This is a genomic window from Micromonospora matsumotoense, from assembly GCF_050951065.1.
Classification (GTDB): domain Bacteria; phylum Actinomycetota; class Actinomycetes; order Mycobacteriales; family Micromonosporaceae; genus Micromonospora; species Micromonospora matsumotoensis.
In genome coordinates, this window is sequence record NZ_CP192025.1 from 712,069 (window position 1) to 728,555 (window position 16,487).

Consider the following 16,487-nt stretch of genomic DNA (forward strand, 5'->3'; position numbering starts at 1 on the left):
GGCTAACCCGTCGGAACCCCGACGGACGATGGGTGGTCCAGCAGAGCGCGGGCTGCGCGTCGGCTGGCGGCCAGGGCGGTCTTGGCGGCGCCCCCGCTCCCGCCGGTGAAGGTGTGCACGGTCCCGGAGACGGCCCGCAGCGCGAGACCGGGGGGCTCGCTGTAGCAGTCGGCCGCGCTGACCGGCGGGCCCACCGGTCGCGGGTCCAGGCCGGGCAGCCGCAGCGCGGCTACCGCCCGGACCCGCGCCGCGAGTTCGGCGTCGGGCGCGGGGGCGGCCGGGTCGACGTCCCAACGGGAGCTGGGCAGGCCGAGCAGGAAGCGCCCGGGGCCGGCGGGCCGGCCGTAGAGGCCACTGGTCTCGTCCACGAACGACGGCAGGTCGGCGCGGCGCACGGCGTGGTGGGCGTACTGGATGTGCTTGGTACGCAGGCAGGTGGCCAGCCCGGCGGCGCGCAGCAGTCCCGGGGTCCACGCCCCGGCGGCCACGACCACGAGGTCGCCGGCGAGTCGGCGGCCGTCGCGCAGCTCCACCGTGTCGCCGTCGAGCCGGGCCATCGGCACGGCTTCGGTCCGGGTCAGCCCGGCCAGCATGGCCCGCCGCAGCCGGTCCGGCACCACGTGGCCGGCCCGCCGCTCCCAGACCCCCACGGCGTGCTCGGGCAGCCCGTCGACGCCGAAGCGGCGGGCGGCCTCCGCAGCGGTGAGCACCTCGGCATCGACCGCGGCGGCCCCGGCCCCGGCCCCGACCCGCCTCCGGCGACGGTGTCCGGGTCGAGCAGGTAGAGCGAGCCGGTGCGCCGCCAGCCGGCCTCCGCCGCCAGGCCGGGGTCGCCCCGCAGCTCGGCGAGGCTGGCGGCGGCCAGGGCGCGGGCGGCCGGCTCCGGCTCGAAGGCCCGAACCAGCCCGCCCGAGGCGGCGGTGGCGTCCCGGTACCCGCCGGTCGGGCCGTCGGTCGCCGTGCCGATGAGCACCGCCTCGGCACCCGCGTCCTGCAACCGCCGGGCCAGCAGGACCCCGGCCAGTCCGGCGCCGACGACGAGTACCCGCAGCTCAGTCACCGGCGTCCGCCGGGAGGGTGCCGCCGACGAGACCCAGCAGCCGGGCCGCCCGTTCGGGGCGGCTGCCGGCGGCGGCCAGCGCCGCGCGGACTGCGGCGGCCGGGTCGAAGGCGTCCGGGCGCAACGCCCGCTCGCCCCGGGTCAGCTCGATGTCCGCCAGCGCCGCGTCGAGGTGGGGGCCGGTGCCGTCGAGCGCCGCGGCGTAGCGCGCCTTGAACGCCTCGTACGCCGCCGGCAGGAAGTCGGACTCGTAGCTGTCCGGCCGGTCCCAGCTCACGAACGCCCGGACCACCGCCGGGTCCTCGGTGGACAGGAACTCGTGCGCCCAGATGGCGTGCCCGCGACTGGTGGAGAACTTCGCGCCGGTGAGCCGGTAGAACTCGTTGACCACCAGCCGGGTCGGCCGCTCGGGCAGCCCGGCGGCCAGGTGCAGGGCGGGGATGAGCACCGCATAGTAGAAGGCGTTGTCGATGCCGAGGAAGAGCCACTGTTCGTCGACGTCGCCCCAGGCGTCGAGGTAACCGGTCAGCGTGTCCGCCCCCGGGCGCAGGTGGCGGGCCGGCAGCACCAGGTTGGCCAGGGCCATCTCGGCCCAGACGTCCACCCGTAGGCCGTCGCCCCACTCGATGCCCCAGTCGCTCGGGTAGGCCAGCGCGACGTCCGGCAGCCCCGTGTCGAGGTACGCCGCGACCAGCCGGCGCAGCCGGGGCGGCAGGACCGCCCGGGACCAGAACTCGCACAGCCGCTCCCGGTGCTCCTCCAGCCGAAGGACCGGCACCGGGTGGGTCACCGGCTCCGGGGCGGCCGAGCAGCAGGTCGAGCGGGCGTCGACCAGGTCCGCCGCGGCGAGGAAGCCGCCGCACCCCTCGCAGGTGCCGCCGGCCGCCCCGGCCCCGCAGCCCGGGCAGGCCCCGACGACCCGGGCGTGGTGCAGGATCCGGTGACAGCCGGCGCAGGCGCGCAGCGACATCGGCGCCAGCTCGACGACCTTCGCCTCGACCAGCTCGGTGAGCAACCGGGCCACGGCGTCGCGGTAGCCCGCGTCGGCCAGCGGGTCGACCATCACGTCGTACCCGATGCGCGCCGCGCGCAGCGCCTCGCCCACCAGCGAGCCGTAGTGCGCGGCGGTGTCCGCGGGTGCCTCGCCCCGCGCCTCGGCCCGGGCCGGCACGTAGTTCTGGTGGGCGTCCAGGCCGCACTGGGTCAGGACCCGGCGGCCGTCGGCGCGCAGCGCGCGGGCCGCGATGTCCCCGGCGACGTACGGGCCGGAGAGGTGCCCGACGTGCAGCGGCCCGTTCGGCGTCGGCGGCGGTGTCACCACGAGGACCACCCCGGCGGGGGCGACGCCGTCAGCCACGGCCCGCCCCGGCGTCCCGGCCGCCCTCGGCGTCGGCGTCGGCGGTCCGGGGCATCCAGTAGATGCTCAGGATGGTCAGCGGCACCTCCGGGGAGGGGTTGTGGATCACGTGGGGCCGCTCGGGGTCGAGCAGGATCACCCCGCCGGTCGGCACCTCGACCTTCTCCCCGGCCGCCTCGTAGATCGCGGTGCCGCGGGTCACCACCGCGAACTCGACCTCCGGGTGCACGTCCTCGGCGCTGCTGGCACCGGGCGGGATCACGCACCACATCGCGTCGAACGGCAGCGGCCCCAGGTCGCGGTACTGCTGCCAGCGGCCGATCTGGATGCCGTACTCGTCGGTGAGCTGCGCGGTGTCACTGACGTACTTCCGCATGGTTGTCCTCCTGATCGCGGTGACCTGAGCGGCAGGGGCCGTGGGTCGGCGCCGGCGGGCCGCCCGGGGGCGGCGGTCGTCGGCGTGACGGCGGGCTCGCGTCCCGCCGGCGTCGTGGCGCGGGCCGGTCGGCGGCCCGTCGCCGGCCGGGGCGGGGCCACCGCCGGTGGGGATCGTGAGGGCGCGGCCCGCGCCGACGGTCCGGCGATGGGGGCGGCACGGGCGTCGCCGGGGGCGAGGAACGGCCTTGGGTGCGGCGCGCGCCGGGCCGCGCGGCGCGCGACCAGTCCACATGAGTCACGGCGGACCGCTGCTCGAGACACCGTCTCCCCCGGCTCCGGCTGATTCGCCGCGACGAATGGCGGCACTGCCACTGTCGGCGTAGGGTCGTCCTGCGAACAGGCAGGCAACCGGCAGTTCAACGGCAACATCGCTGCTGAGTCCCGGATCAGTGGCCTCGGCTACGGCGTACCGTCGGCGCGAATCGGCCAGACCCGCACAGAGCAGGCGAGTGGGGATGGCGCGGTGCTCGACTACCAGGTTACCTTTGGTGATGAGATTGTCGCAGCCCGGCAACGGGCCCACCTCACCCAGGAGGAGTTGGCGGCCCGGACGGGGCTGAGCGTGCGCAGCATCCGCAACCTGGAGTCGGCGCGGGTGCTGCGGCCCCGGCCCGCCACCGTCCGACTGATCCGCGACGCGCTCGGCCTGCCCGGCCCGTCATCGCCACCGCATCGGCCGCGGCCGATGCAACTGCCGCTGGACGTGCCCGGCTTCACCGGCCGCGTCGCCCAGCTCGCCCAGCTCGACCGGCTCTTCGACGGTGGCCCCCGGCGGATGTCCACGGTGGTGGTCTGCGCCCTCGTCGGTCGCCCCGGGATCGGCAAGACCGCGCTGGCGCTGCACTGGGCGCACCGGTTCGCGGCCCGCTTCGCCGACGGAGTGCTGCACGTCGACCTGGGCGGCAACCGGGCACAGAGGTCACCGACGTCGCCCTCCGACGTGCTGGGCTGCCTCATCGAGGCGCTCGCCGTGCCGGCCGGCGGCATCCCGCGTGGCCTCGACGCCCGGGTCGGGCTCTACCGCAGCCTGCTCGCCGGGCGGCGGATGCTCATCGTGCTCGACGACGCGTGGGACGCCGACCAGGTCCGGCCGCTCCTGCCCGGCGTGGCGGGGTGCATGGTGCTGGTGACCAGCCGGGACTGGCTCACCGGGCTGGTCGCCGGGGAGGTCGCGCACCCCGTCGTGCTCGACCGCCTCGCCCCGGAGGAGGCGTACGAACTGCTGCGGGCCCGCCTCGGCGCGCACCGCCTCGCGGCCGAACCCGAGGCGGTGGGCGGAATCGTGGCCCACTGCCAGGGCGTACCCCGGGCGCTGGCGATGGTGGCGGCCCGCGCGGCCGTCCAGCCTGGAGTGTCACTCACCGAGCTGGCGCGGCAACTGCGCTAGCGGCGCCGGTCGGCCGCCCGGCCCGCGCCGGTGCGCTCAGGACCGGTCGGCGCGGGTCCCGGCGCGGGCGGCGACGTGCGCCGGCACCGCCACGGTCGCGGGCAGCGCGGGATCGGTCAGTGGCTGTTGCCACGTCGCGACCAGGGGAAGCTCGCCGGCCCAGAGGCCGAGCGCGGCGTCCGGGCCGACGCCGTCGTCGGGCGGGCCGCTGCGGGTCTTGACCGACGCCTCGGCCAGCGGCAGCGCCAGCAGGGTCGTGGCCGCGAGCTCCCTGCCGTTCGGCGCGCGGGTGTAGTCCCACTGGCCCGGCGCGACGTGCTCGGTCAGCAACCGCAGGCCGTAGAGCTTCTCCTCGGCGTCGACGACCCTGCGCGGTGTCCCGTAGACCATCGCGCTGCGGTAGTTGACCCCGTGCTCGAAGACCGAACGCGCCAGGACCAGCCCGTCGACGACCGTGACCGTGACACAGACCTCGGCGTCGGTGGTGAGGCTCCGGCTGGCCACCGAGCCGTGCAGGAAGAGGTGCGTGGTGTCGAAGCCGTAGACGGTCGGCACCACCATCGGACAGCCGTCCACCAGCGCGCCGAGGTGGCAGACGAGACCGGCCCGCAGCACCTCGAAAAGGGCACCGCGGTCGCCGCGTCCCTTCTGGCTCATGCGGCGCAGCCGGGTGCGGGGGGTTGCGGACAACGGCGCGTCGGCGTCGCTCATGACTCGTCTCCCGTCGGTCGGAACGGACCAGGGCGCGAGCGTACTCACCGGTCGGTGGGCCACACCACCGCCCGGTCGGCGCGGCTCAGCCGCCACTGGAGCGCGGCGTGGGCGGCCAGGAACAGGGCGACGCCGCCGAACATGACGTGCCGGCCGAGCGCCCTGGTTGCGACCCGCGATCACCGCCTGACCGCCCGGAGCAAGAACCACCGGTACTCCACGAACCTACAGGTCGCCATCGACGCCGGCACCCGCCCACGGGCCGGGTCCGTCCCGGTTTTCCGGCGTGGTCGATCCGGCCCGGACCGTGTCATGCTGCACGGACCCCGACGGGAGGACGACGATGGCTGCTGGCGATGCCGTACAGGTGCGGCCGGCGCGAGGGCTGCTGCGACCGCTGGTGTCCGGGGCGACGCTGATCGCGGTCCTGGCGTTGCTGTTCGGGCTGCCCTGGTGGACGTTGACGGTGGCGGCGCGCTGGCCGACGTCGGTGGTGGCCGCCGGCACGGCCGTGTTCGTGGTCGCGGTGGTCGCGTTCCCCGTTCTGATGTATCTCGGGCACGGCCGCCGGCGGCTGGACCCGGCGGCCCGCGCGGGGGACACGCTCCTCGGCCTGGTCTGGATCCTCTTCGTCTGGGCGCTGCTCGGCAACGTGGTCCGGCTCCCGCTCGCCGCGGCGGGAGTCGCCGATCCGGTCCGGTCCCGGGCTGTGGCGGTCGGTGCGGCGGCCGTCTCGGTCGTCCTGGCCGTCTGGGGGTACGCCGAGGCGATGCGGGTGCCCCGGGTCCGGCGGGTGGACGTCACCGTCGACCGGCTGGGCGCGGGTCTCGACGGGGTCCGGGTGGTGCTGCTGACGGACACCCACTACGGCCCGATCGACCGGGCCCGCTGGTCCGCCCGCACGATCGAGGTGGTCAACGGCCTGGCCCCCGACATCGTCTGCCACACCGGCGACATCGCCGACGGCACGGTCGACCAGCGCCGGGCGCAGGCGGCGCCGCTGGGCACCGTGCAAGCGCGGCTGGCCCGGGTGTACGTGACGGGCAACCACGAGTACTACGGCCAGGCGCAGGGCTGGGTCGACCACATGCGGGCCCTGGGCTGGGAGCCCCTGCACAACCGGCACCTCGTGGTGGAGCGGGGCGGCGCCCAGCTCGTGGTGGCCGGGGTCGACGACATGACCGCCGCTTCGTCCGGGGTGGCCGGTCACCGCGCCGATCACGCCGCGGCGCTGGCCGGCACCGACCCGGGGCTGCCGGTGCTGCTGCTGGCGCACCAGCCGAAGCAGATCAGCGACGCGGTCGCGGCCGGTGTGGATCTGCAACTGTCCGGGCACACCCACGGCGGCCAGATGTGGCCGTTCCACTACCTTGTGCGGCTCGACCAGCCGGTCGTGCAGGGCCTCAGCCGGCACGGTCGGACCCAGCTCTACACGAGCCGGGGGACCGGTTTCTGGGGTCCGCCGTTCCGGATCTTCGCGCCGAGCGAGATCACCCTGCTCACTCTCCGGGCGGGTTAGCCCGACCGGGCCGGCACCCACGCCCCCAGCTGGCCGTGACCGGAGATGCCTCGATCAACGCTGTTGGCTATCCCGGGCCCCAGGATCCGCCCGCATGTATCCCGATGCCCATCACGACCTCGCCCGAGTATCAGATGCACTGGGACCGGACACGGGGCGCGAGCGACCCCGAGGTGAGCGCTACGTGCTCCTCTGGTGACGACGCCAATGGCGGGTACATGGACGGAATGTCGTTGATCTTCGATGGTGCGCTCGACGTGTGCTCGTCAGCAGATGCCAGCCCGGGTCAACCGGCGCCGACGCGGTCACCGCAGCCGCTCGTGCTCGCAAACGGGGGTTCGTGTGCGCGAGCTGTGGTCCTGGGCTGGGCGAACGGGGTCCGGGTGCTGCGGGTGAACGTGGGCCACTCCCTGCCACCCCAGGTGGACCCCCAGGTCGCTAGACTAGGCGCTCGCGCCCTCGTAGCTCAGGGGATAGAGCATCGGTTTCCTAAGACTGCTCTCCACCGGTGTCCGCAGGCCGATGACCTGCGGCTTCTTACTTCTTGGCCTCGTGTGCTGGTCGCTGCGGGGCCCTGCTGGGATCGCTTGGTGAAGATCAGCAGGCCATGCCCTTTCGGTCCTCGAAACCCTTTCGGTCCTCGATGGCCTGACCGGTTGAGGAGTGACCTGCGGGCGAGGTCAGCCTGCTGTCGGGGCGGGAGCCTGCCACAGGGTGCTGACCGGCATGGCGCGGAGTTTGTCGCCGAACGGCAGCGTGGAGGTTCCGGTGTGGAGGACGATGCCGGCGACGAAGTCATTGCCGAGACGGTCGGCGAGTCGGCGTAGCCCGCGGAAGTCGTCTGGTCCGACGGTGGTGGCTGCTTTGACCTCGATCCCGACCACCTGCCCAGCTCTGTTCTCGAGCACCGCGTCGACTTCATACCTGCTCTGGTCGCGGTAGTGGGACAGATCGACGAACTGCTCGGACCAGGTGAGCTGCCGGGACAGCTCGGACAGGACGAATGATTCGAGCAGCGGGCCGAACGGTGCACCAGGCCGGAGCAGTGCTCGGGCGTCGGTCGCGATCTCGTTTGCGGCTATACCCGAGTCGATGAAGATCAGTTTCGACGCGGCGGTGGCCCGGGTGCCCAGGTTGCGGGACCAGCCCGGGATCCGTTTGATCAGGAAGATCTCTTCCAAGGCCTGGAGGTAGCGGGCGATCGTCGGCCGGCTGAGTCCGAGGGCGGACTCGAGGGAGTTGGCGGCGATGACGGTCGCGGATCGGGCCGCAAGCAGGCGTACCAGTTTGCGTAGCTCGCCCTTGTGCTGGATGTCGGACAGTTGCCGGACATCGCGGTCGATGAGCGCCTGGACGTAGGCGTCGAGGAACCGTTGGCGGCGGCGCGGGTCGGTACGGGTGGTGGCCTCGGGTAGGCCGCCGCGCACTATCCTGGCCGCGTAGTCGGCACGGGTGACGTCCGACTCGTGTCGCAGGTCTGGACCGAGCGTGAAGACGGCGTCGATGAATCCGTCCGGCTCAGCGTCGAGTTCTCCTTGAGAGAACGGCCAGAGTTCCACGGTCTCCATCCGGCCGGGCAACGCGTCCGGGGCGGCAACCATGCCGAACAACCGTGACGAGCCGGTAAGCAGATACCGGCCCGGACGGGGGTCCTCGTCGACTGCTGCCTTGATGGCCAACAGGAGTTCCGGAGCGCGCTGAATCTCGTCGATGACCAGGAGTTCGGCGGAGTCCACGAATCCGACCGGGTCGGCGATCGCCGCCGCCCGGTCCTGGGCCCGATCAAGATCGCGGCGCTCGGCTAGACGATCGCCGGCAACAAGGCGGACCAGGGTGCTTTTGCCTGCTTGCCGTGCTCCGTTGATCAAGACGACGCGGGTGTCTGCCAAGGCGGCATTGACCTGCGCGGCGGCGCGGCGGGGGATCAGCTGCGGTGTGGGCACGGCGTCATCTTAACGGCCAAACTTTCGATCTGCGGGACCCTGGATTTCGATTTGCGGGATAGTGTGCGTTCGTTATGCGGTCATCTGGTGTTCGATCTGCGGGCCCCGTCAGCGGGGCGGCCGTGGAAGAGATCCGCGACTACGTCGCATTACTGCCGGTTGCGACGAGCTCGGGGAAGGTGCCCTCCCAGCGCTGGCGGAGTTGGGGTGGCAGCCAGAGGGTGGGCCAGAGCCGTCGGAGGAGGTCGGCGTCGAGCCAGGTGTTCAGGTCCTCGACGGTGCTGGCTTCGGTGAGTACCACCTTGTACATACTGGCCAGGCGTGCGGGCCCGTCAAGGTCGTACTCGGCATGCCCGGACCAGTCGAGGTGACGCGGAAGCGTCACCGTGCCTTCGGTCGGGCCGCGCAATTCGGCGAGGCTTTCGGCCACCACGTAGGGCTTCCGGTCACCGTAGGGTCGGTAGTCCGCTGGCGGCTGAGGTGGTGTCCGGCGCCGGCTGATGTTGGTCGCCCGCCGGACTTCCGGTCGGAGTGCCTGACGGATCGTCTCCCGGCTGTACCCGGTGACCCGCTGCAGGTCGACCGGCCGCCAGCCGGCCGCGTGGAACGCCCGTAGCTGCTCGTCCCGTTCGGTCAATGCCTGCGCCCGCGTCGCCTCGTAGCGGGAGACAGCCGCTTGCAACTCATCCTCGGAGAACCGACCCATGCAGTCAGCCTACTACGCTAGGCCCAGCGCGCTTGGCCTTCTCCGTATCTCGGTGACCGGCGGGACCAGCCAAGGTGATCATGATCGGATGCACTCATGTGCGGGTGAAACCGAGTGCCCGGTATCCGGGCATGCGGCGTGGGAGTGAGGCGGCGAGGATGGGGGTGGCCGGGTCGTGGTAGTCGTGAACCTCGGCGAGGTCCTTGCCGGGCGCGGCGCGGATGACACGGCCGGCGCACTGGACGAGTAGGCCGTCGTAGGAGATCGGGCCGGCGAGGAAAAGGGTGTCGAGGGCGGGGGCCGAAGCCTTCACCGATGAACGGTGTGGTGCCGATGACCAGCAGCCCGTCGCCGGCTTTCGCGCCGTCGAGCCGGTCAACGACGCTTCGCCGATCACTGGTGCTCATCGCGCCTTGGAGGACGAGCGCCTGGTGTCCGCGTGCGGCGAGCAGGGCGGCGAGTGTCTCAACCTGGGCGACCCGCCGGGTCAGGACGAGACAGTTTCGGCCACGGGCCAGGGCCGCGGCGACGTCATCGGCGATCTGGGTGTTGCGGGGCTCGTCGACGGCGAGTCTTCGGTGCACCTCGGCGAGCGCGCCGGGGGCGTCAAGGTCGACGTCGCCGGGCTGGAAGGTGGTCTCGTGGATGAACAGCGCTCGACGGGGTCCGGCGTCGGCGTGCATCGCTGCGGCGAGGGTGCCTTGTTCCTCGTCGGTCAGGGTGTGGCGGACGGGTCCGAGTTGCCAGGTGACGAGTTGGCCGAGGCCGTCGCGTCGGGTGGGGGTGGCGGTGAGGCCGAGCCAGAACTGTGCGGCGATCCGTTTGACCGAGTGCTCGTACGCGGCGGCGCCGAGGTGGTGGCATTCGTCGACGATGACGTGCCCGTACCCCTGGGTCAGGGTGGCGACGTCGTCGCGCCGGGCCAGGGAGGGCAGCAGCGCGATGTCCACCGTGCCGGTGAGTTTGCGTCGGCCGCCGCCGAGTTGACCGGGCTTGATGCCGAGGAACTGCTCGACGCGGGTGCGCCACTGGTCGGCGAGGGCTTTGCGGTCGACGAGGACGAGGGTGGAGGTGTTGCGTTCGGCGATCACGGCGCAGGCCATGACGGTCTTGCCGGAGCCGGGTGGGGCAACCAGGATCCCGTCGTCGTGGGCGAGAAGCGCGCCGACCGCGTCGGCCTGCCTGCTGGTGAGTTCGGCGGTGAACGCGGTGTCGATCTCGCTCCCGGGGTTTCGTGCGTCCGTGACGGCCAGCCGTGACCCGGCATGTTCGACGATGGTGGCGATGGTGTTCCGCAGGCCCCGCGGGAGGACTAGGCGGTCATCGAGGGTCAGGTCGTAGCCCTGGATGAAGCGTGGGGTGTCCCAGGTGGACTTACGGAGTCGCTGCAGCTCGTAGAACTTCGGGTTGGCCATGGCGGCGGCGTGTTTGAGCGTGGCCAGTGCGGCGGGGTGAGCTGTCCGGCGTCGATGCTCAGCCCGGCACCGACTTCCGCGTGGACCACCGAAGGGAGCGGTGGGTGGATCTGGGTCGCGGCGGACCGGTTCATCGTGACGACGTCGGCACCGGTGGTGGCTTGCTTGGCCTGCCGGGAGACGTGTTCGGCGTCGCCGGGGCTGAGCCGGTCTAGCGTTGACAGGAACGCCCACTGGTCGGCGTACGGCTCGAGCGTGCCGAGGTCGAGGAAGGTGGCCAGTCCGTCCTTGCGGCGGAGGCCCTGTAGCGGTGCGGCGATGAGGTTGCCGAAGCCACCCTCGGGCAGGACGTCCTGGTTGGGGAACAGCCGGTCGTACGACCGCAGGTCCATCGACCCGCGCAGCACCATCGCCTCACGCAGCAGGACCGTGCCGACGGCCCGCGCGGTGGCCGCGGGAACAGCACCGGTGAAGAAGATCCACACGTGGGCGCCGCGGCCGGACTGGGAGATCTCCATCGCGGCGGGCACCGCGCCGGCTCGTGCCGCTTTCACGTAGGCGAGGGCGTCGAGCATCGCCGTTGGCCCGTCGAAGTCGGCCACGACGAAGTGGCAGGTGTTGCCGGGCATCAGTGGGTACAGGCCCATGAACACGTCGCCGACCAAATGCGCCGCGACGACCTCCGTCGTTCGGGGCAGGTAGGCGGCACCGCGCCGGTCCATACCCTTACGCCAACCGCCGGCGACCGCGGGCATCCAACCGGCCCCGCCGGTACGGGCGTTGTTCCACCGCACGGCGTACACGTCGGCCCGGGCCCGGAACCGGTCGGCGAACAACGCCAGCTTGTCCTGAGTCGGCGAGGTCATGGTGACCAGCCCTGGCGGCTCGACCGGCGCGGACAACTGCTCCGGCGCCGCTGTCGTGTCCTGGCCGCGCAGCTCCAGCAGACGTCCCAGCCGGGCGTTCTCCGCCCGTAGCCGCTCCACCTCCCGCCGGAGATCGACGAACTCGGCCACCGAACCCATGCCGACCATCCTCACGTATCGGGCTCCGAACACCCCGACACCGGTCCGATATCCTCCGCCGATGGCAGCGAAGGGAAACGCCGCGCTGGAGGCGATGATCGAGGAGGCCACGGTCGACGCGTACGGCGACGACGAGCAGCTCACCGGCCTGTTCACCATGCTCGAGGAGCATCTGGCGGTGCCGTTCACCACCACCGTCCTCGGCGTCGAGGTCACCGTACGGAAGGTCGAGCTGACCGCGGACAGCGTCGTCGCGCTCTGCGCCCGAGGCCGGCACCGGCAGAGGATCGATCTTCTCGACCTGCCGCTACCCACCCCCGCGCCGGACGGCGCCGTGTGGATCGACGCCTACCGGCACTGGGCCGGAAGGTAGGCCACGATGAGCGAGTACCAGTACTACGAGTTCACCGCCGTCGACCGGCCCCTCACCGGCCGGGAGCGGGCCGAGCTGCGGTCGCTGTCGACCCGGGCCGACATCACTGCCGTCAGCTTCGTCAACACCTACGAGTGGGGCGACTTCAAGGGCGACCCGCGCACGCTGATGGAACGGTACTTCGACGCGCACCTGTACCTGGCGAACTGGGGCACCCGCCAGCTCATGCTGCGGCTACCGAAACACGTACTCGACCCCGCCGTGGTGGCCCGGTACTGCCAGAGTGACAGCGCAACCGCTTGGACCGCCGGCAAGCACGTCATCATCGACCTGCACGACGAGGACGAGGACGGCACCGACGAGTGGGACCTCGACGGCCATGGCCTGCTCACCTCGATCATCCCGGTTCGGGCCGGCCTCGCCGCCGGTGACCTGCGACTGCTCTACCTGGCCTGGCTGCGCTGCGTACAGTCGCAGGAGATTGCCGACGACGAACCCGAACCGCCCGTCCCGGCAGGCCTGGGCACCCTCGACGCGGCCCTCACCGCCGTCACCGAGTTCCTGCGCATCGACCCCGACCTGATCGCGGCAGCGGCCGCCGGGTCGACGCCGGACGCCTCCGGTGAACCGACCGCTGCGCAACTACGCACCTGGGTCGTCGGGCTGCCCGCCCGGGACAAGGACGCCATTCTGACCGACCTGATCACCGGCGGCGACAGCCACCTACGCGGCCGACTGCTGCGCCGCTACCGCGACGCACACCGCTCCGAGACGCCCACCCCGGCAGCCGCCCGCACCGCCGGGGAACTACTCGCCACCGCCGCGGACCTGCGCGCCGTGCGGGAACGGCGGGACGCCGAGCAGCGCGAACGCGACCGGGTCCGCCGGGAACGGTCCGCCGCAGCCGCCCGGCAACGGCACCTCGACACCCTCGCGGTCGACCAAACCGCCGCCTGGCAGCGGGTCGACGAACTCATCGCCACGAAGAAACCCCGCGAGTACGACACCGCCGTTCGACTCCTCGTCGACCTGCGCGACCTCGCCGAGCGCGACGGGGGCAGCTCATCGTTCCGGAAGCGGCTGGCCGAGCTACGGGCGGTGCACGCCCGCAAGCCCAGCCTGCTCGAACGCCTCAACCTCGCAGCCCTCGACACCTGACGCTTGGTTCGCCGCCCGGTGACCGCCACCGAGGCGCGCAAGATCGTGGACAGCTCGGCGTTCCGCCGCGACGCCCCTGACCGCGGCGGCTTGGACTCCGAATGTCCGTCGGGACCCGCAACCGGACATCGAGCTGTGTCGTTTGCTGGGGTGGACCCGGAGGGTCGGGTGACTGCCTGGGTGTGTGCTGCCGATGTCATGGCCAGCTTGGAGTAGGACGCCCCGGCCCTCGCTGATGACCGCTGTATCAGCACTGGATGGAGACTTGCGACCGATCGCCCTTTCCGAAGTTGTGGCTACTGAACCGCGGCGGGTCCACGCCCCCTGACCCGACAACCCCAGTTGATCTTCGATCATGTGCGCGGTGTGTGCTCTCCAGCGGATGCCAACCCGGGTGAACCGGTGCCAACACGGGTCACCGCGGCCGACCGCCGGTCGCAAACCGGCGTTCGTGTGCTCGGGCTGTGGTCCTGGGCTGGGAGAACGGCGGTCCTCGGAACGTGGGCGAACGTGGGCCACTCCCTGCCACCCCAGGTGAACCCCCAGGTCGCTAGACTAGGCGCTCGCGCCCTCGTAGCTCAGGGGATAGAGCATCGGTTTCCTAAACCGTGTGTCGCAGGTTCGAATCCTGCCGGGGGCACGTAGCAGAACCGCAAAAGCACACCGCTACCGACCGATCACTGATCGTGGAAGCTGATTTCGCGCTTAAGTAGATGATCGAGGATGCCCCGGCCACTCGGCCGGGCCATCCTCGCGTTGACCCCGATGTAGGGTGCCGAACGCGCCCGGATCGCGGCTACTTTCCGGGCGTCGCGGGACAACATGGGTAACACAGAGCGTGACGGCCCTGCAGGCGTGCGATCAGCTCACCGAAGAGTTGCGGACTTCCGCGCAGCGGTCGCAGTTGTCGGCGCCGGCTGTCGGCCCCAGTAGCCCGCACGGCGGGCGCGGGATCCGCCGACTGAAGCGGGGGTTACGGTGGAGAATTGACAATCCGACGATGAGGCTGCAAATGATCAATGTCCAGGAGTTCGCGCGACGGCTGAGTACTCTCGGAGCTGATGCGTTCACCAGCGACGACGTCGTGGACCTGGCGACTGCGGCCGATGTTCGCATCAGCGCAGACGTCGAGATCGACGCCGCCCTGGCGCAGCGCTTGCTCGACCAGGTCTCGCCCACCCTGCCGGTTACCGGGGCCCAGATCGCGGCGTCGCAATGGCCGCCAGCGAGGTCTTCCCGTCCTGCGGCGCCTTCGGTGTCGTTCTCCAGCCCTGGTGTCGTCGATGGACCGGCTGATCAGCCGACCCGACGCCGTAGTTCTGGGTCTGCGGGTGGAGGTCGGCGACCCGGCTCCCGACGAACTGGCAGGTGACACTGCAGTCCCAGCTTCTTCAGCAACCGCCAGACTGCTCGCCGCAGCCGTCGACCACGACGCGAGCTGCGAACCGAACTCTCGCCGCGATCATCGGCTGAACTTCGTCCTCCCGTCCGGCTCCGTACGCCCGGGCAGGCTCGACGCACGATGATCCCGGTAAGCATGCGGATCGCGGCATGAGTGTGCGTCTGGGTTCCATGTGTCATCGATCTGACCGAAGCTGGCTGCGGTAACGTCCGGGGCCGGCAGCAGCAGGGTTGCGGGCGTGGCTCGCCACGATCACGCGATAGCCATGGTGGAAAGGGAGTAAGCCCATCGACGCCTCCGACACGATCACCTTGTGGCGGCCCACCGGACAGGCTGAGCTTGACCTTGTCGCGGCGTCCGGATGGCGGGCTTGGCCACCACGCCTTCCGGACCAGCCGGTCTTCTACCCGGTACTCAACCGTTGGTACGCTACAAAGATCGCCCGCGAGTGGAATGTCCCTGCCGGTGGCGTCGGGTACGTGACCCGGTTCGAGGTCCAACGTGCGTATCTGGACCGTTACGAGGTTCATCAGGTCGGTGGCCGCGAGGTGCTGGAGTACTGGATCCCCGCAGCGGAGCTTGCCGACCTCAACGCCCACATCGTCGGCGCGATCATCGAGGAAGCCGACTACCGCGGACCCGTGGGCGACCAGGAGTTCACCGACGTCCATCACGCGCTGGGCAGAGCGCTACCGGCCGCGTGGCGGGGCTATCTGCAAGGTTCGTCGTGGTTCCGGCGGGGGTGGATGACAGGCGGGGCCTACGTCCGGCTCAACACGCCACGCGAGATGCTCGAGTGGCACCACGCATGGGGCGAGAGCACCGACGCGCACCCCGGCATCGCGATCATCGGCGGTGACGGATCCCGCGAACAACTCGTGCTCGACCTGCGTAGCGACCCCGCACCGGTGCTGCTGGTCGACATCACCAGCAGCGGGTGGGACAACGCCAGCCGGCAAGCCGATGATGTCGGCGAACTCATCGACCGCATCGAAGCGGGCACCTTCGCATTCGACTTCGAGGATTGGCGGACATCAGCGAGCGGCCCAACCCGCACCTCGCGGCAGATCCGGACGTGACGCTCGGTCATGCGGTCAGCGCTCTCCTTAGCTGGTCCAATCCCAGCGAGCCGACTTCCAGAGATCGACGGTGGAATGCCCGCCGGTCGCCGCTGAAGGACGAGCGGCCGGTCAGCCACACCCGTTCACCTACCTTGTAGGTCAGCGCCTGACCTTCTCCTTCAATGACAACAGCGGGATTCGGTTGGGACCGCGTGCCGCTCGAGTGGGGAGGCGCAAGAGGTGCAGGCGGGGCGCTGCGGATAACTGCGCGGCGGTGGCGTGCCGTGTGGGTGTCAGTTGCTGATCCGCAGTTCCTGCTGGGCGTATCGCAGGTCGTCGACCTGAGTGAGCATGAACTGCGCGAGGTCGGTCCGAGAGATGCGTGAGCCGACCCGGTCTCCGGTTCCGGTTCCGGTCCCGGTCCCGGTCCCGGTCCCGGTGCGCACCTTGACCCTTCCCGGGCCGGGCTCGTCGTGGGGCGCGGTGACGACCACGATGGTCCAGTCTCGATCCGAGCCGCGGATGGCCTGGCCCACCTCGACCGTCTCGTTGACCATGGAGCGGGTGGCGGGTAGCCGCCCGAGCAGGGCGAAGCTCGCGCTACGCACCGCGCCCAGCAGTGGGTTGCGGGGAATTGTGATGCTTGGTCCCCAGCTGTAGATGAGCCTGCTGACGCCGTAGGTGCGCATCGCGGCCAGGATGGTGCCCGTTCCCGACGCGAGGGGCAGGTCCCGGGGCCCGCCGAAGATCTTGGGGCTCAGGGCGGCGAGGACGGCGTCGGCGCCCCGGACGGCGTCGGCGACGGCCGCCTCGTCGGTCAGCTCGCCCTGCGCGACCCGCAGCCGTTCGTGGCGCAGGGTCAGCTTCGCCGGATTGCGCATCAGCGCCATCACGTCGTGCCCGGCGGCGAGTGCCTGCTCGGCCAGGTGCAT

At 71.4% G+C, this 16,487-nt stretch carries 13 protein-coding genes, 1 tRNA gene and 4 pseudogenes; 7 read left to right on the plus strand and 11 right to left on the minus strand.

The genetic code is table 11. The features are described 5' to 3' along the window. Positions 1-577 precede the first annotated feature (577 nt). From ACQP1S_RS03420 to ACQP1S_RS03430, 3 genes are read right to left on the minus strand one after another with little or no spacing between them, the layout of a single operon-like run. The gene (locus ACQP1S_RS03420) at positions 578-1,060 is read right to left on the minus strand and encodes an FAD-dependent oxidoreductase (protein WP_432902894.1); all 483 of its coding nucleotides are present in this window, start codon (positions 1,058-1,060) and stop codon (positions 578-580) included. Then, complete coding sequence (locus ACQP1S_RS03425) at positions 1,053-2,417, minus strand: class I tRNA ligase family protein (protein WP_432902897.1); 1,365 nt, start codon at positions 2,415-2,417, stop codon at positions 1,053-1,055. Before ACQP1S_RS03425 ends, ACQP1S_RS03420 begins: the two co-directional genes overlap by 8 nt. Next, the gene (locus ACQP1S_RS03430; RefSeq protein ID WP_432902899.1) at positions 2,410-2,793 is read right to left on the minus strand and encodes a cupin domain-containing protein; all 384 of its coding nucleotides are present in this window, start codon (positions 2,791-2,793) and stop codon (positions 2,410-2,412) included. Before ACQP1S_RS03430 ends, ACQP1S_RS03425 begins: the two co-directional genes overlap by 8 nt. Positions 2,794-3,318: 525 nt before the next feature. On the opposite strand from ACQP1S_RS03430, the gene ACQP1S_RS03435 reads away from it, so the two are divergent. Next, positions 3,319-4,242 (plus strand): NB-ARC domain-containing protein, encoded by a 924-nt coding sequence (locus ACQP1S_RS03435; RefSeq protein WP_432902902.1) that lies wholly within the window; start codon positions 3,319-3,321, stop codon positions 4,240-4,242. Between the two features lie 36 nt (positions 4,243-4,278). On the opposite strand, the gene ACQP1S_RS03440 is transcribed toward ACQP1S_RS03435, so the two are convergent. After that, positions 4,279-4,953, minus strand: a complete 675-nt coding sequence (locus tag ACQP1S_RS03440; protein ID WP_432902905.1) for a pyridoxamine 5'-phosphate oxidase family protein — start codon at positions 4,951-4,953, stop codon at positions 4,279-4,281. Between the two features lie 162 nt (positions 4,954-5,115). Here ACQP1S_RS03440 and ACQP1S_RS03445 point away from each other — a divergent pair. Together ACQP1S_RS03445 and ACQP1S_RS03450 are read left to right on the plus strand one after the other, a co-directional pair. Beyond that, a pseudogene (locus tag ACQP1S_RS03445) lies at positions 5,116-5,208 on the plus strand (IS5/IS1182 family transposase); the annotation flags it as partial. An 88-nt stretch (positions 5,209-5,296) separates the two neighbouring features. Further along, on the plus strand, positions 5,297-6,472 hold the full coding sequence (locus ACQP1S_RS03450) for a metallophosphoesterase (RefSeq protein WP_432902908.1): 1,176 nt from the start codon (positions 5,297-5,299) through the stop codon (positions 6,470-6,472). Positions 6,473-7,152: 680 nt separating this feature from the next. Here the strand turns inward: ACQP1S_RS03450 and ACQP1S_RS03455 are convergent. From ACQP1S_RS03455 to ACQP1S_RS03475, 5 genes and pseudogenes are all read right to left on the minus strand, one after another. Continuing rightward, the gene (locus tag ACQP1S_RS03455; RefSeq protein ID WP_432902911.1) at positions 7,153-8,415 is read right to left on the minus strand and encodes an ATP-binding protein; all 1,263 of its coding nucleotides are present in this window, start codon (positions 8,413-8,415) and stop codon (positions 7,153-7,155) included. Between the two features lie 139 nt (positions 8,416-8,554). Continuing rightward, a complete protein-coding gene (locus tag ACQP1S_RS03460) occupies positions 8,555-9,121 on the minus strand; it encodes a hypothetical protein (RefSeq protein ID WP_432902914.1) in 567 nt (188 codons plus the stop codon). 94 nt (positions 9,122-9,215) lie between these two features. Continuing rightward, positions 9,216-9,434, minus strand: a complete 219-nt coding sequence (locus tag ACQP1S_RS03465) for a hypothetical protein (RefSeq protein ID WP_432908518.1) — start codon at positions 9,432-9,434, stop codon at positions 9,216-9,218. A gap of 520 nt (positions 9,435-9,954) precedes the next feature. Next, positions 9,955-10,536: pseudogene (locus ACQP1S_RS03470) on the minus strand (DEAD/DEAH box helicase family protein); the annotation flags it as partial. Further along, positions 10,452-11,561, minus strand: a complete 1,110-nt coding sequence (locus ACQP1S_RS03475; protein WP_432902917.1) for a TOTE conflict system archaeo-eukaryotic primase domain-containing protein — start codon at positions 11,559-11,561, stop codon at positions 10,452-10,454. The pseudogene ACQP1S_RS03470 and the gene ACQP1S_RS03475, both read right to left, overlap by 85 nt. A 61-nt stretch (positions 11,562-11,622) precedes the next feature. Here ACQP1S_RS03475 and ACQP1S_RS03480 point away from each other — a divergent pair, with 61 nt between their 5' ends. The 4 genes and pseudogenes from ACQP1S_RS03480 to ACQP1S_RS03495 form a co-directional block, all read left to right on the plus strand. After that, positions 11,623-11,934, plus strand: coding sequence for a hypothetical protein (locus ACQP1S_RS03480; RefSeq protein WP_432902920.1), 312 nt, complete (start codon positions 11,623-11,625; stop codon positions 11,932-11,934). Between the two features lie 6 nt (positions 11,935-11,940). After that, the gene (locus tag ACQP1S_RS03485; protein ID WP_432902923.1) at positions 11,941-13,092 is read left to right on the plus strand and encodes a hypothetical protein; all 1,152 of its coding nucleotides are present in this window, start codon (positions 11,941-11,943) and stop codon (positions 13,090-13,092) included. 567 nt (positions 13,093-13,659) lie between these two features. Beyond that, a tRNA-Arg gene (locus tag ACQP1S_RS03490) sits at positions 13,660-13,732 on the plus strand. 1,049 nt (positions 13,733-14,781) lie between these two features. Next, a pseudogene (locus ACQP1S_RS03495) lies at positions 14,782-15,129 on the plus strand (ADP-ribosylation/crystallin J1); the annotation flags it as partial. Positions 15,130-15,580: 451 nt separating this feature from the next. Here ACQP1S_RS03495 and ACQP1S_RS03500 read toward each other — a convergent pair. Both ACQP1S_RS03500 and ACQP1S_RS03505 read right to left on the minus strand, forming a co-directional pair. Beyond that, positions 15,581-15,727, minus strand: a pseudogene (locus ACQP1S_RS03500) (DUF885 family protein); the annotation flags it as partial. A 121-nt stretch (positions 15,728-15,848) separates the two neighbouring features. Further along, a complete protein-coding gene (locus ACQP1S_RS03505) occupies positions 15,849-16,487 on the minus strand; it encodes an NAD(P)-dependent oxidoreductase (RefSeq protein WP_432902926.1) in 639 nt (212 codons plus the stop codon).